The organism is Pseudomonas sp. O230 (assembly GCF_045447035.1).
GTDB lineage: Bacteria > Pseudomonadota > Gammaproteobacteria > Pseudomonadales > Pseudomonadaceae > Aquipseudomonas.
This window is the reverse complement of sequence record NZ_JBJGXN010000007.1, coordinates 200,877-214,495: the sequence shown is the minus strand read 5'-3', so window position 1 is coordinate 214,495 and position 13,619 is coordinate 200,877. Positions and strand designations below refer to the sequence as shown.

The window sequence follows — 13,619 nt, the reverse complement described above, 5'->3', positions numbered from 1 at the left end:
GGTCTCGCGCCCACAGGGGAAACAGGCAATCACTTCAGACCGAGTCGAGCAATTCGTGATGGGGTTCGCCATCGCCGCTACAGATGACGCGATTACGGCCGGTGGTCTTGGCTTGGTAGAGCGCCTGATCGGCGTCGTTGAGCCACAGCGTCGCGTCTGTGTGCGCAGGGGTGAAAGCGGCCAGGCCGATGCTCAGGCTTACCTTTAGCGCCGGGTTCTGTTCGTAACCGAGGGTGGCGAAGCGATCACGCAAGGCATCCATGGCCGCAGCGGCGCTGTTGAGCGCAAGGTCCGGAAGAATCACACAGAACTCGTCACCGCCGTAGCGGCCGGCCACGTCAGTAGCGCGGAGGTTCTGTTTGAGCACCTTGCTCAACTGACGCAGGACGATATCCCCGGCGACATGCCCGTAGGTGTCGTTGATGGCTTTGAAGTGATCGATGTCGATCAAAGCGATCGCCCCGCCCCGGTTCTGGCGTTTACAGCGCTGGAATTCGACTTCCAACTGGTCCTTCCAGGCACCGTGATTGAGCAGGCCGGTGAGACTGTCTGTGCGACTCAGGGCGAGCAATTCGCGCTTTTGCCGGCCAAGCGTGGTGGCTTGGCGAAAGCAGATCCAGCCCAGCGCCAGCGGGTACAAACACAACAAGGGCAAACAGGCGTACAGCTGCAGTTGACTGGTTTCAGGGATGAAGGCCGGAGTAAACAGAACAAATCCGACGCCAACTCCGAGGATTTGCGCAACCGTGCCCACCCACAGAAATCGCAAACCGCCAATGGCCACATTGTTCATCGCCATCATGGCAATGGTGGTCGCGCTGGGCAGTGGATTGAATTGCATGGCAGCGACCCAAAAGCCGCCGAGAAAGGCGTCGACCAGCAGGTTACGGTGTTCGGCGTGGTAGGGAATCGCCGCCCGACGCGCCCATTGGTAGGCCAGGTGTGGCCAGAAGATACCGTTGAAGAGCATCATCGCCCAGACCCACGGGGCCGGATCGAGCGGGTACATCGCGGCCGCCACACACACCAGTCCTGCGGCTAGCCCCAGGCTTCGCGATGCATAGAGCCTCCTGGCCAGTGAAAGTCCTTTTCCTCCCGTTTTTCCCATAGGGCCTCTGTGCCACTGAACGGAACCTGATCACACCGGGTTTGCGGGTGTGCTGGAAGTCTAACAGGGCAACGTCAAATAGCCATCACCGGCCGGCAGTCTGAATACCGCGGTATAGACAGGAGGCGAGCTGCAAATGTTTGGCTATACCTGAAAGGATTAACAACGATAAAAAGGAGACCCATGCAGACTTTTCAAGTGTTGATCATCGGCAGCGGTTTCGGCGGCCAGTGCGCGGCGGTCAATTTGCTCAAGGCCGGCATCGACGATTTTCGTCTGCTGGAGCGCCGGGACTTTTTCGGCGGCACGTGGTGCCAAAACACCTACCCCGGCGCGGCCGTCGATGTGCCTTCGCCACTGTATTCGCTGTCCTTTGCGCCCTACCGCTGGACGCAAATGTTCGCCGAACAGGCCGAATTGCACCGCTACACGCAGCACGTGGTCGAGCATTTCGGCCTGCGCGACAGGGTGGAGCTGGAGGCAAACGTCGAACGCATCGAGTGGGACGACGACGCCAAACGCTGGGCAGTGCACACCACCAGCAAGGGCACGTTCTACGCGCAGTTCCTGATCAACGCCACAGGGCCGCTGAGCCAGCCTGTAGTCCCACGCTTCGAGGGCCAGGAGCGCTTTCAGGGCAAGACTTTTCACACCAACCATTGGAATCACGCCTACGACTATCGGCATAAACGCGTCGCCATCGTTGGCAGTGGCGCCAGCGCGGCCCAGGTGATTCCAGCGATTGCCCCGCACGTCACGCATTTGCATGTGTTCCAGCGCACACCGCATTGGGTGCTGCCACGGGGCGATCGTACCTTTGGGTCATTCCAGCGCTGGCTGCTTGGCCTCAAACCCGCCTACAAACTGCTGCGCTGGATGATCTATTGGCAATTCGAAACCCGGGTGATTGCCTTCAAATATTCGAAACCGGCGATCCGCATGGTCCAGCAACACGCCCTGCGCTTCCTCAAACGACAAGTGCCCGACCCTGAACTCAGACGCAAACTGACCCCTGACTACACCATCGGCTGCAAGCGGGTCATCGTCTCGAGCACCCTTTACCCGGCGCTCGGCCGCACCAACGTAACCTTGCACAGCCGCGAACAGGGCATTGCCGCCATCGACGAAACCGGCATCGTCATGCAGGACGGGCAGCACATCGACGTGGATCTGATCATCTGGTCCACCGGTTACGACGCCACTGACGGGGTCATTTCCTACCCGGTCAGCGGAAGAAACGGCAAGCAACTCAGGGATTTCTGGGCGACCTACCCTCGCGCCTACCTCGGCACCAGCCTGCCAGACTTCCCCAACCTGTTTATCGTCACCGGTCCCAACACCGGCATCGGCCACACATCAGCGCTGTTCATCATCGAATCGCAGATGCATTACATCCTCGACTGCATTCGCACGTTAAAAGAACAGGGTTTGCGCAGCATCGAAGTACGCCCCGAGGCAGAACGTACCTACACTGAAATGATTCATCGGGAGATGGAACGCACTGTCTGGAAGTCAGGCGGCTGCCACAGTTGGTATCAAAGCAAGAGCGGTCATGTGATCGCCATGTTTCCGGGGTTCAGTTTCAGCTACCACCGGTTGACCCGGACACTGAAACCCGCCGACCACATGCTGTCCTGAATAGAAAGAAGGGAGACACCCGATGCTTGTGCTGGTTGTCGCTATCGCGGTTTTCGCGGCCTGGAGCTGGTTGAGCTACCCAGCCATCGGCTATTGGCTCTATGACTTGAACATGGCGGCCGAAGCCAAGCTGTATCGGCTGCACAAAATCGTCGTGCCCATCGCCGAAATGACCGTCTCGACCTGGCAAGGCGGGCCTTATGAAGCGTCAAGTAGCGTGCTGATGCTCCACGGCTACAGCGCCGACAAGAACATCTGGCTGCGTTTTGCCCGGCATTTTGTCGGCACCTATCGGGTGATCATTCCCGACATCGCGGGGCATGGCGAAACCGGCTTCAAGGCCGGCGGCGGTTATGACATTCCCTTGCAAGCCAAACGGATGATCCAGTTGCTGGACGTCTGCGGCGTCGAGAAAGTCCACGTGATCGGCAATTCGATGGGCGGCTACATGGCGGCCTGGCTCGCGGCCACCTACCCGGAGCGCATCGCGTCGGTCGCCCTGATCGACCCGGCCGGGGTTACCGCCCCCGAAATCAGCGACCTGGAGCGCCACTTGGCCAAGGGGCACAACCCGTTCCTGATTCATTCCCGGGAAGAATTCCGGAGCTTTTACGCGATGACCATGGCCGAACCACCGTGGGTACCCGGCGTGGTGCTGGACGCCATCGCCCAGCGCTATGAACAGTCCCGCGATGAATTGGCAGAAATCTTCAACGACTTCCGCGCCAGCCCGCCGATGGAGCCAAAACTGCCCGACATCAAGTGCCCGGCGCTGCTGTTGTGGGGGCGCAAGGATCGCTTGATCGATGTCAGCAGCGTGGCGATCTGGAGCAAAGGCATCGAGGATCTGCGGGTGGAAGTCTGGGACGGCATCGGCCATATGCCGATGGTCGAAGAGCCGGGGAGCACGGCGCGGTTATATCGGGAGTTTTTGGCATCCCAACGCTCGGAAAGCCCTCAGGACCAGAGGATGCATTGAGCAAGCAGTCCTTGGCAGAATGAAGTCCGTAAGATTCTTCGTTTGTCGGCGGCGCTGAAGGCTGCGATCTTTTCCACATCCTTTACGTCACCGCGCCAGGAATTTTTTCATGAGCCACCCGAGCTTTGTCAGCCCTGACCTGATCCGCCAACGCTTCTCCAAAGCGATGTCCGACATGTACCGCGAGGAAGTGCCGCTTTACGGCGCGCTGATGGAACTGGTGGAACAGACCAACCGTCATGTCCTGGAGAACGACCCGCAGATCGCCCGGCAGTTGAACAGCACCGGCGAAATCCAGCGTCTGGACCTGGAGCGCCACGGCGCGATCCGCGTCGGCACCGCCGCAGAGCTGGCGACCCTCGCCCGGCTGTTTGCGGTGATGGGCATGCAACCGGTCGGCTATTACGACCTGACCCCGGCCGGCGTGCCGGTGCATTCCACAGCGTTTCGCGCGGTGCATGAGGCCGCCTTGCAAGTCAGCCCGTTTCGAGTGTTCACCTCGCTGCTGCGCCTGGAATTGATCGAAGACATCGAATTGCGCGCCTTTGCGCAATCGGTGCTGGATAAGCGCTCGATCTTCACGCCAAAAGCGTTGAATCTCATTGATCGTGCTGAAACCGAAGGTGGCCTCACCGAGTCCGAGGCCCAGACCTTCGTCGAACAAGCGCTGGAAACCTTCCGCTGGCACCACAGCGCCACGGTCACCGCCGAGCAGTATCAGAAACTCAGCGCCCAGCATCGCCTGATCGCCGATGTGGTGGCGTTCAAGGGCCCGCACATCAACCACCTGACGCCGCGCACGCTGGACATCGACATCGTGCAGGCACAAATGCCGGCCCACGGCATCACCCCCAAAGCGGTGATCGAAGGCCCGCCCCGCCGGCAGTGCCCGATACTGCTGCGCCAAACCAGTTTCAAGGCGCTGGACGAGCCTGTCGCCTTCACCGATCAAGCCGACAATCGCGGCAGCCACAGCGCCCGTTTCGGTGAAATCGAGCAGCGCGGCGCGGCGCTCACGCCCAAAGGTCGGGCGCTCTATGACCGTCTGCTCAACGCCGCCCGCGACGAACTCAAGGACTTCCCCAACGAAGGCAACGCCGCACGCTACAACGCGCTGATGACGCAGCACTTCAGCGAATTCCCTGACACCGTCGAGGGCATGCGCCAACAGGAACTGGCGTATTTTCGCTATTTCGTCACGGACAAAGGCGTGGGAGCAGAGGCGCTTAGGTCCTTGTCGCTGGAAGATCTGCTCAGCGGTGGTTATTTGCGGGTTGAACCGCTGGTATACGAAGATTTCCTGCCGGTCAGCGCGGCGGGGATTTTTCAGTCGAACTTGGGGGATGCCGCGCAAACTCACTACGGCGAGCATTCGAACCGACAAGCGTTCGAGAACGCCCTGGGGCGATCGACCATCGATGAACTCGGGTTGTATGCCGAGACGCAACGGCGATCGATCGAGGAGTGTTTTGCAACGCTCCGTTAATCAGCACTTAGAGCTGTAGGAGCCGGCTTGCTGGCGATGGGCCCCTGGGATCTGTATTGCTCTCAAGGGCCTTATCGCCGGCAAGCCGGCTCCTACAGGTTTTGTGGCGATCTTTTGTATCTATTTCAGCTTCGCCAACAGCGCTTCAGCCGCCGCCTCGGACGATGCCGGATTCTGCCCGGTCAGCAGCAACCCATCGGTCACCACATAACTCGCCCAGTCATCACCCTTGGAGTAAATCCCGCCGTTTTCCTTAAGCATGTCCTCCACCAGAAACGGCACCACGTTGGTCAGTTGCACCGCTTCCTCCTCGGAATTGGTGAAACCGGTCACTCGCTTGCCTTTGACCAGCGGTTGACCCTCAGCGCCCTTGACGTGACGCAACACGCCCGGCGCATGGCAGACCAAAGCGAGCGGCTTGTCCGCCTTGTAAAACGCCTCGATCAATGCGATCGAAACCTTGTCTTCAGCCAGATCCCACAACGGGCCGTGCCCGCCCGGATAGAAAACCGCATCGTAATCTTCGGCTCGCACGCTGCTGAGCAACGCGGTGGACGCCAATGCGGACTGGGCAGCGGAATCCTTGCGGAAGCGCTCGGTCGCAGCGGTCTGCGCATCGGGCTCATCGCTCTTCGGGTCCAGCGGCGGCTGGCCACCCTTGGGCGAAACCAGCGTCAGCTGAGCGCCGGCGTCTTTGAACGCAAAATACGGTGCCGCGAATTCTTCCAGCCAGAAGCCGGTTTTCTTACCGGTGTCGCCCAATTGATCGTGGGACGTCAAAACCATCAGGATTTTCATGTCGCGCTCCTTGAATGTGGGAAATGTTCGGTCATCTCAGCGCAGTTTTGACCACCCGGCTGGGCTATTCGTTGCACCTGTTACAAGGGCACGTTCAATAGTGGCTAACAGCCTTGATGCGCAAGAAGTTGCGCAATCCAACTACTGAGTCATCCTGTTTCAACGCTAAACACCCGGCCTGTAACGGCCTCCAGCCGAGTGCGCAAGAAGTTGCGCAGTGCTACGCAAGTTCTTGCGCACATTACGATGAGTTCCTTGTCCGGAGTCTCCACAACCACCAAAAAAACACGTCAACACTTTGTTTTATATAGATTTTATATTTTGTGGCACGGACCTTGATGACAGTCATGCACCCACCGGGGCGATACCGCCTCCCGGGCACCTTTATTTATTTAGCAAGGAGAGCATCCATGGCAACACCAGCGTACATGTCCGTCACTGGCGAAAAACAAGGTCTGATCACTGCCGGCGCGTTCACCGCCGAATCCGTTGGCAACACCTACCAGGAAGGCCACGAAGACCAGGTGATGGTTCAGGCTTTCAGCCACGACGTAATCATCCCGCGGGACCCGCAATCCGGCCAGCCGACCGGTCAGCGCATACACAAGCCAGTCGTGATCACCAAGGTCTTCGACAAGTCTTCGCCGCTGCTGCAGGCGGCACTGACCTCCGGCGAGCGCATGACCGAAATCGTTATCCAGTGGTTCCGCACCTCGGCTCAAGGTACCCAAGAGCTCTACTACACCACCACACTGGAAGACGCGATCATCGTCGCCATCAACAACACAATGCACAACTGCCAGGATCCAGGCAACTCGCACTTCACCCACCTGGAAGAAGTGCAGTTCACCTACCGCAAAATCACCTGGACCCACGAAGTATCCGGTACTTCGGGTTCCGATGACTGGCGCGCACCAGTTGTTTAATTACGGCTGATCGTTACAAACATCGGCCAGCTCTGCTGGTCGATGTTGTTTACGCCCCTCAAGAATTTCGTGTGCGTTGAAGCGCTTTGCGCTTGTCGACGAACCCGATGCAAAAAAACCAGTAAAGAAAAACGGGCAATCCAATGATCGCCCGTTTTTTATGCATGCTCGGCCAACACGCCCTACTCAACCTCATACTTGACCACTACCCGAGTCCTATAAAGCCGCGCACTCTCCAATAGCCGACTCTCCTGCCCTTTGCTGCTCACGTCCCGCCAGATCCAACTTCCAGAGCGCAGAAGGAAAAGTATTCGCCGAGGCCAATTTCTTTCACACCTTTGTTGTGTTGCAGCTGCACATCGGAGTCGTCGAGTTTGCGGGAGAGGCGCCACGCCAGTTGGCGAACCAGCCTTTTTTGCGACACGCGCAGCCAGTAGAGGGCTGGGTGATACCGTATCAGAACGGCGGCAGCCGTTTTTATCCTTGATATGAAATGCTGAACATCACATCGGATTAATGCGTGCTTATTGCACTTGAAGAAGGTGTTCGCCCAGTGTAATGGCCTCGGCAATCCATGCACTGGTAAAGAGCCCTGACACTGGGCGAACGGGAAGGATTTTAATAGAAGTTGGCGGATATGTCCGTGTGCATAAACATGAAATTTATGTACACAATGTTTAACAAAATGTCGATTGCAATATTACGCCGACACCTTTTTAAACCCACCAGTTCGACCATTAAAACCGATCATTCTTATACAAAAAACTGTACAAGAACGATCAGACTGTAGAGTCAATACTCAACTTTCGTGTTGGCTGGTGACTTTCAATATATCGGTATAAGTCACGACGACGCTTTGACCTACTTTCAATTCTTTCAGTTTTTTCTGAATTTCAGGTTTTTCAATGTTGACGATTCTGGACTGAGCGGCGGGGGTTCCGGTTGCCCAGACCCCTGGCATAAACACTGTTCAGGGAGTGTTCGCAGTCTCCTGCGCAGTGGATTCGCCACTGTCGGTGCCTTTGCCGCTGTCCTTGCGGCGAGTCGGATCGGTGGGCCGCAAGGCGTCGTTGTCGCGCTCGACTTCTCCAGGTGGACGCGGCTCGTCGGGGTGTTTCGAGGTGTCAGGTGATTGCGGTTTCATGGTCATTCTCCTCAGGCTTCGGGATCGTCAACTTCATGGGCGACGTTCACGCCAGGCGAGTCTTTGTGGGATTGATCGGCCTTGGCCTTCAGGGCCTGCCACTGATCGAGGTCGATGGCGCCCTGCCCGAACAATTCGTCGGCGATTCGCAGCAGTTCGCTGTAATGGGCGTCGGGGGATTGCTGCCAATAGGCCGTGTCGTCAAACAGGCGCTGCCACGCGGCAAGGTCGGGCGGTGTGAGATCGTCGCTCATGGCGGGCTCCTGAGAACGGGGCATTCATAACGTAGGAGGACGCCGCTCTGTCGAGAGTTCCGACTCAATACCCGGTCATTTCCAGATAACCCTGCCCCGTGTGACTGCCGCTCAGGCGCACCGGGCCTTCCCAGTACGGAATGCGCAAATCCATCCAGGCATTGCGGTTGAGGGCATCCAGGGTGATTTCGAGGTGTTTGGCGGGGATTTTGATCGACCAGCGCACGGGCATTGAACGACCGGCGACTGTCGCGGTGTCTTGCGGCGTCAGGCGAATGTCGTTGGCGTGCAACAACTGCGTCTGGCCCTGTGTGTCGATCCAGGTGCCGGTGAGATACGGCTCGCCGTTCTTCTGCCGCATGCGGTACAGCATGACCTGCTCGCCACTGTCCAGGTGCAGGGAGAACCAGTCCCAACCCGTCTGATTGGCGGTCAGTGGCTGGCTGCTCCATTCGCGATCAAGCCAGGCCGGCCCGCTGACCTGATAAGCCTTGCCATCGATGTCCAATGTGCCGCTGGCCTGGAAAAACGGCTGGCTGTAGTAGTACGACGCCTGGCCCTGTTCGGATTTCTGGCTGAAACCCTTGTCGCCCTGGAGCACCAGCGCACGCGTAGACGTCAGCCGCAATTGGTAGCCGAACGCCTTGTCGCGGGCGCTGAGTTGAAGCTCCGCCAGCGGTTCGGCGCCCTCGCTGCTGAACCGCCAATCGTCGATCCACGCATTGAACGGCTCAAGACTCACACCCGCCTGACCAACGCCGCCCCGGGCATAACGCTCGGCAGCATGATGCACCGTTGCCGAGGTCACCGCCGCATGCCCCAACCAGATCACCTGATTGCCCCACCCCGCTACCTCGGGTGCGGCTTTCAACGCACTGCGAAACAGCGTCCATTGCACGCCGAACTCGTGGCCCTGATCGTCCTTGAGGTTGGCGGTGACGTACCACCACTCGATACGAAAGCCATCGTGGGGACCGTGATCCGCCGGGAAGTTGAACACCCGGCCGGGCACCACCGGTGTGAACGCGACGGCCTCTCCTCCGAGTCCGGCGAAGCCTTTTTCAACCGGCGCCGTGTCATCGCAGCCGCTCAAAAGAAGTGCCAGCAACCACGCGCCGAGCTTAATCCTCATGAGCAAACGTCCTCAGCAGATCCGCCGGTTGCGAGCGATACAGCGAGTACAGCGGCCACGCCGAAGCCAGCAAAGTCGCCAGCAACGCCAGCCCCATCAACTGCGCCAATTGCCACGGAAACAAGCGCAATGGCAAGCGCCAGCCGAACGCCTGAACGTTGATCACCGTGTCCAGGCACCATGCCAGCGCGACGCCCAACGGCAACGCCAGGACCAGCGTCAGCACCGCCAGCAACCAGGTTTGTCCGAGGTTGAGCAGCATCAATTGCCGACGCGTGACGCCCAATGCCCACAACGGCGCGAGTTGCCCGAGACGGCTTTGGCTTTGGGTCAGCAGGCTGATGAACAGCGCCACACCCGCGACGCCAAGGGTCAGGCTGTTCAGCGCGGCGGTGGCGGCGAAGGTGCGTTCGAATACTTGGGTGGACCAGCCTTTGAGCCGGGCCTGATCGACGATGCGGCTGTCGTCCAGGTCGAAGCGTGTTTGCAACGATTTCAGGAACGCCGGGATCATCGGTGGCTCGATGCGCAGGTTGAAGCGGTTCGGCGTCAGTTGCGGCCAGCCGCGCAGCAGGTGGTTGACGTTGACCAGGAGGTGGCCCTTGGGGTTGCCGTAGTCGGCGTAGATCCCGACGATCCGCGGCGACCACGGGCCGGTCGGCGTCGGCAGCGTGAGGTGGTCGCCGAGACGCACCTGCAGGCGCCGGGCCAGTTGTTCGCTGAGCATCAGCGCGTCGTCCTTGACCAGTCGGTCCCATGGGTTGTCGCCCAAGGCTTCCAGCAACGGCCAGTGCTGGCGATAGGTCGGGTGGTCGATCACACCAAAAACGTCCGCCGGCCAACCCTGTAACTGGATCGACACCTGCCAGTTAGGCAGCACGGCGCTGAGTGATGGTTGCTGTTTGAGCCAGCTCTGCAGTTCTCTGGCCTGGGCCGGATTTTGCGGGTTCACGTACAGCTCGGCGGTCAGCCGTTGTTCGAGCCAGTCGCTGAACGTCTGGCGAAAACCGGCGGTCATGCTGCCGGCGCCGATGTTCGCCGCCAACGCCAACAGCAGCGCCATCAGCGCCAGGCTCAGGGCCGGCAGTTGCTGACGGCAATCGGCGAGAAACCATTGGCCTAGCACCGAACGGCTGCGGTGCAGCGTCAGGTTCAGCACGCTATTGAGCACCACCGGCAACGCCAGTGCGGCGCCGATCAACAACGCTGCCATCAGCACGAACCCACTGGCGAGGCTGTCGCCCCAGATCAGCGCCAGCAACGCGATCACCCCGGCAATCGCCGCGACCCAAGCCTGGCGCCGCAACCAGCGTGCGTGAGCCTGATGCCAGGCTTGCGGATCGGCCAGGGCCAGCAACGGCAGACGCGCCGCCCGCAATAAACTGTTGGCACCGGCCAGCAACGCGCCGAACAGACTCAGGCCAACGCCGCTGAGCCACCACCATGGACTGAGGCTCAACTGCCCCGCCACTTCGGCACCGTACAAACCGCGCAAACTGGCGGCGACATCCGGCAACAGCACACTGGCCAGCAGATAGCCGCTGGCAACGCCAGCGAGGCCGCCGATCAGTGCCAGAGCGGCCAGTTCAACGGCGAGGCAAGCGATCAGCATCCGTGCGCTGACGCCACAGGCACGCAGGGTTCGCAGCAGCCCTCGGCGTTGTTCCAGCGCCAGCCCGATGGCCGCGTGAACGATGAACAGACCGACCACGAAAGACAGAAAACCCAAGGCATCGAGGTTCAGATGAAAGCTTTCGGTGAGGCGCGAGAGGTTGTTTTCTTCGCCGCTGGTCTTGAGCTGGAGCTGGCCTTTGAACGGGTCCGGCAAGGTCGCGGTGAAATCCTTGGGCAGCAGCAGACGTGACAGTTGCTCCGGCAGCCCCAGAATCTGCTGGGCGAAGCCGATATCCACCAACAACACGCCGGGGGCCATGTCGGTTTGAACCTGCAGCGGTGGTAATGCCGCACCGTTCAACGCCAGTGGCTGCTCGCCTTCGCGCATGCCCAATGCTTGCAACGTCTGCGGCGAAATCCAGGTGCTGCCCGGCGGACTGAAAAAACCGACGATCTGCTCGATTTCCAATGCTCGCCCGGCCACCGCCGAACCCGTCGGCAGCGACACCGGTTCAATGCCCATCAACTGCAAGCGCTGATCTTCATGGCCCTTGAGCGTCACCCGCCCCTGCAGCACCGGCGACACCGGCCATCCGGCACGGCGCAGGTCGACAAACAAAGCCTGAGGAAACGTCCCGCCACCGGGTGCGCTGAGGCTGGCCTGCGGTTCACCGCCGATCAACTGACTGGCCCGTGCGTAGCTTTCCCGCGCCTGACTGTTGAGCGCCTGCACGCCGGTCAGCAGGCTGGTGGCCAGCCACAGCCCGGTCAGCACACTGAAAAACTGCACCGGGTGCAACCGCCAATGGCTGAGCAGCGCCCGCAACGTCTCACGAAAAACCCGCACGTCAGCGCTCGCCCGCGCCAGCCAGACGACCACGGTGCAGCACCACTTTCTCCGCCAGTCGCGCCGCCACTCGTGGGCTGTGAGTGACCATCAACAACGTCGTGGGGCTGTCGTCGAGCAACTCCAGCAACAACTTCAAAACTTCATCACTGGTGGCTTCATCAAGGCTGCCGGTGGGCTCGTCGGCCAGCAGCAGTTTGGGCTGCGACGCCAGCGCCCGGCCCAGCGCGACTCGCTGCTGCTGGCCGCCGGAAAGCTGCTCCGGATAACGCCGCAACACATCATTCAAGCCCAGACGCTTGACCAGATGCGCCTGCCAACGCGCATCATGCCGCCCGGCCAACCGCGCCTGGAACGCCAGATTGTCCTCCACGCGCAAACTGCCAATCAGGTTGAACTGCTGGAACACCAGGCCGATTTCGGTGCGTCGCCAGTTCGCCAATTGCCCTTCACTCATCCGTTCAAGCTGATGCTCACCACTGTGGATGCTGCCGCTATCCACCTTGTCCAGCCCGGCGATCAGGTGCAGCAAGGTACTTTTGCCGCTGCCCGATTCGCCCATCAGCGCCAGGCTGCTGCCGGGTTTCAACGTCAGGTCGACACCTTGCAGCACCGGCAGCGGACCTTGCGGTGTGGCGTAGCTTTTGAAAACGCCTTGGACCGAAAGCATGGGTGAACCTGTTTGAGGGGCGTGGGGCAAGAATAGCGGCCGCGGAAGCGGAGCCGGGACAAATTTCAGGTTTGCGCTGAACGTTTGGGCCCCATCGCGAGCAAGCTTGCTCCTACAGGTTTTGCGGTGTGCTTGTTTTTGTAGGAGCAAGCTTGCTCGCGATGAGGGCGGACAGGGCAACTCATTCTTCAGCTCAGAAACCTAGCGCTTCACCCCCACCCACGTAAAACACAACGGCAACTGCGCCTCTCGCTGCTGATACTGATCGTAAATCTCCTCGCGATTGGAATGCGGATACTCCTTGAAGTGGCTGATCTGCAACCCGGCCTCGATGGCGCCGGTGAATATCTCGCCCAATGTATGGACGAACCAGTAAGACGTCGCGGCCTGCTGTTCGACCTTGCCTTCGTAGACGATCGGCTGATCCTGCACGAACGGCTCGCGGCGAAAGTACGAGGTGACCGGGCGCAAAGGGTCGGCGGCCTCGGGGTCGAACATTTCCAGAAACGGGTGGGTTTCGTACACCACCAACGCCCCGCCGGGTTTGAGGGTGTGTGCGACGTGGCGGAAGAATTCACCGATGTCCGGCATCCAGTTCAGTACGCCGATGGTGATCAGGGCCACATCGAACCGCTGGTGCAGTTCACTCGGCAGGTGATGAATGTCGGCCTCGATAAATTCAGGTGCATGCGGCGAACGCGAGGCCAGCTCCCGCGCCTGATCGAGAAACGCCGCGGACTGGTCAACGCCCGCCACGCGGCGCGCCCCCAGCGCAAACAGTGAAATACTTTCGCGGCCGTTGTTGCAGCCCAGTTGCACCACGTCTTTACCGTCGACGCCGACCTGCTCCAGCACACCGCGCAAAGTGTCGTCGATGCAGCAAAAATCACCTTGAGCGACGGCCTCCGACAAGGCCTGCCAATCAGGATTGTCTTTGTGGTGTCGGGCTGAGTCATTCCATGCATCGCGATTGCTGGCGATGGCTTTTTCTTTGGTCAGCATTTCCATTGCACGCTCCAGAGT

At 59.9% G+C, this 13,619-nt stretch carries 12 protein-coding genes and 1 pseudogene; 4 read left to right on the top strand and 9 right to left on the bottom strand.

All coding sequences use genetic code 11. The features are described 5' to 3' along the window. Positions 1-34: 34 nt before the first annotated feature. Entirely contained in the window at positions 35-1,108 is a 1,074-nt protein-coding gene (locus ACI77H_RS16865; RefSeq protein WP_407012875.1) for a diguanylate cyclase, read from the bottom strand. A gap of 183 nt (positions 1,109-1,291) precedes the next feature. Here ACI77H_RS16865 and ACI77H_RS16860 point away from each other — a divergent pair, with 183 nt between their 5' ends. The 3 genes from ACI77H_RS16860 (at position 1,292) to ACI77H_RS16850 (ending at position 5,211) form a co-directional block, all read left to right on the top strand. Continuing rightward, positions 1,292-2,746, top strand: coding sequence for a flavin-containing monooxygenase (locus ACI77H_RS16860; protein ID WP_407012874.1), 1,455 nt, complete (start codon positions 1,292-1,294; stop codon positions 2,744-2,746). Positions 2,747-2,768: 22 nt separating this feature from the next. Further along, positions 2,769-3,725 carry an alpha/beta fold hydrolase gene (locus tag ACI77H_RS16855; RefSeq protein ID WP_407012873.1) on the top strand — a complete coding sequence of 319 codons (957 nt, stop codon included), beginning with the start codon at positions 2,769-2,771 and terminating at the stop codon, positions 3,723-3,725. Between the two features lie 109 nt (positions 3,726-3,834). After that, complete coding sequence (locus ACI77H_RS16850) at positions 3,835-5,211, top strand: VOC family protein (protein ID WP_407012872.1); 1,377 nt, start codon at positions 3,835-3,837, stop codon at positions 5,209-5,211. 120 nt (positions 5,212-5,331) lie between these two features. Here the strand turns inward: ACI77H_RS16850 and ACI77H_RS16845 are convergent, their stop codons facing one another. Continuing rightward, the gene (locus tag ACI77H_RS16845) at positions 5,332-6,009 is read right to left on the bottom strand and encodes a type 1 glutamine amidotransferase domain-containing protein (protein WP_407012871.1); all 678 of its coding nucleotides are present in this window, start codon (positions 6,007-6,009) and stop codon (positions 5,332-5,334) included. Positions 6,010-6,419: 410 nt separating this feature from the next. Here ACI77H_RS16845 and ACI77H_RS16840 point away from each other — a divergent pair, with 410 nt between their 5' ends. Further along, complete coding sequence (locus ACI77H_RS16840) at positions 6,420-6,935, top strand: Hcp family type VI secretion system effector (protein WP_407012870.1); 516 nt, start codon at positions 6,420-6,422, stop codon at positions 6,933-6,935. 289 nt (positions 6,936-7,224) lie between these two features. Here the strand turns inward: ACI77H_RS16840 and ACI77H_RS16835 are convergent. From ACI77H_RS16835 to ACI77H_RS16805, 7 genes and pseudogenes are all read right to left on the bottom strand, one after another. Then, positions 7,225-7,395: pseudogene (locus tag ACI77H_RS16835) on the bottom strand (vancomycin resistance protein); the annotation flags it as partial. A 510-nt stretch (positions 7,396-7,905) separates the two neighbouring features. Continuing rightward, entirely contained in the window at positions 7,906-8,079 is a 174-nt protein-coding gene (locus ACI77H_RS16830) for a hypothetical protein (RefSeq protein ID WP_407012869.1), read from the bottom strand. An 11-nt stretch (positions 8,080-8,090) separates the two neighbouring features. After that, positions 8,091-8,333, bottom strand: a complete 243-nt coding sequence (locus ACI77H_RS16825; RefSeq protein WP_407012868.1) for a hypothetical protein — start codon at positions 8,331-8,333, stop codon at positions 8,091-8,093. 64 nt (positions 8,334-8,397) lie between these two features. After that, positions 8,398-9,465, bottom strand: a complete 1,068-nt coding sequence (locus ACI77H_RS16820; protein WP_407012867.1) for a lipocalin-like domain-containing protein — start codon at positions 9,463-9,465, stop codon at positions 8,398-8,400. Further along, the gene (locus ACI77H_RS16815) at positions 9,455-11,926 is read right to left on the bottom strand and encodes an FtsX-like permease family protein (RefSeq protein ID WP_407013076.1); all 2,472 of its coding nucleotides are present in this window, start codon (positions 11,924-11,926) and stop codon (positions 9,455-9,457) included. The genes ACI77H_RS16820 and ACI77H_RS16815 overlap by 11 nt, the downstream gene beginning before the upstream one ends. Position 11,927: 1 nt before the next feature. Further along, positions 11,928-12,596, bottom strand: a complete 669-nt coding sequence (locus tag ACI77H_RS16810; RefSeq protein ID WP_407012866.1) for an ABC transporter ATP-binding protein — start codon at positions 12,594-12,596, stop codon at positions 11,928-11,930. A gap of 201 nt (positions 12,597-12,797) precedes the next feature. Continuing rightward, the gene (locus ACI77H_RS16805; RefSeq protein WP_407012865.1) at positions 12,798-13,604 is read right to left on the bottom strand and encodes a class I SAM-dependent methyltransferase; all 807 of its coding nucleotides are present in this window, start codon (positions 13,602-13,604) and stop codon (positions 12,798-12,800) included. Positions 13,605-13,619: the final 15 nt, after the last annotated feature.